Origin of the sequence: Streptomyces sp. AV19, assembly GCF_015999245.1 — a bacterium.
Classification (GTDB): Bacteria; Actinomycetota; Actinomycetes; order Streptomycetales; family Streptomycetaceae; genus Streptomyces.
This window is the reverse complement of record NZ_JAEAMR010000060.1, coordinates 1-1,064: the sequence shown is the minus strand read 5'-3', so window position 1 is coordinate 1,064 and position 1,064 is coordinate 1. Positions and strand designations below refer to the sequence as shown.

The following is a 1,064-nucleotide window of genomic DNA, read 5'->3' as shown; positions in this document are numbered from 1 at the left end:
GGCTGGTGATGTCGATCCACGCTCCGTCGATGAACAGCTCGACCTGGACGGGCTGTCCGTTCGATGCCTCACCGGAGGCGGACAGTGGTCCGGGCATGCCACCGAGGCGCCGGTCCCATGCCGCTACCCGTGCTGCCAGGCTCATGTGGTCACTCGTCCCAGCAGATCCAGCACCGCAGGTCTGCTGCGGTGGTTGGCGTCGTCGCCCGTACCCGCAGGAACTTGGAGACGGCGATGATGGGCCGCTCGTCCGGCATCCACTGGTAGGTGTAGGTGAGCGGCGACTCGGCGGTGGTCGAGCTGAGCGACACCACGTCGAAGACGCGGCTGGCGGTGATGGTGCCTTCGGCGGTGGCGGTGTAGCCGGTCGCCGAGGTCCCCAAGGTAAGCAGCGAAGCAGGGGCGTTGGGATCCAGCGGCTGCACACCCGCGGCCACGTGCGCGGTCACCGTGGCGGCGACATCCCCTTGGAGCAGTTCCACCACGCCGTCGGCGCCGGGCGGGTCGTCCACGGAGAACCCCCAGCTGATGAGCTGGATTTGCCGGGTGGACGGGGTGGCGAGCTGGAGCATGGTCTTGATGGACGTGCCGGTCGTCACCGACGCCTGCGCGGCGGTCGTCGGCATCGCGCCGTTCCATGTCTTGTACCGGTGCATGTGCTTCTCCCCTTTAGGATGCGCCGCTGAGTACGGCCTGGACGTTGCCGCCGCGCGTACGGATCTCGCGGCGGGCGGTGTCGATGACGAGGTCTCCGAAGGCGCGGCCGGCGATGTTGAGCTGGATCACCATCAAGCCCCCGCCCCCGCTGTCGGCAGCGGCGAGACGCCGCGAATCCCCGGCCGTACGGACCCGCGACCCGAACGGCAACGACACGAGCTCCGGGCCCTGTTCGCCGACCCACGTCAGCGCGGAGCGGGGCCCGCCGCCGGCCGCGCCGATGATCCCGCCGTGCGCCCGGCCCTTGATGCCGAGAGCCTTCTCCAGCGTCCGCTCCAGCGCAGCCGCGACCCGCTCCATCGCCCGTTGGAGCCGCTCCTGCTGCCGCTCCAGGCCCTTGACCAGTT

1 protein-coding gene and 1 pseudogene are annotated in these 1,064 nt (G+C 70.1%); both read right to left on the bottom strand.

What is annotated here, in order from left to right:
- Positions 1-149: 149 nt before the first annotated feature.
- Positions 150-656, bottom strand: coding sequence for a hypothetical protein (locus I5Q34_RS33140; protein ID WP_199896209.1), 507 nt, complete (start codon positions 654-656; stop codon positions 150-152).
- Positions 657-669: 13 nt separating this feature from the next.
- A pseudogene (locus I5Q34_RS33135) lies at positions 670-1,064 on the bottom strand (hypothetical protein); the annotation flags it as partial.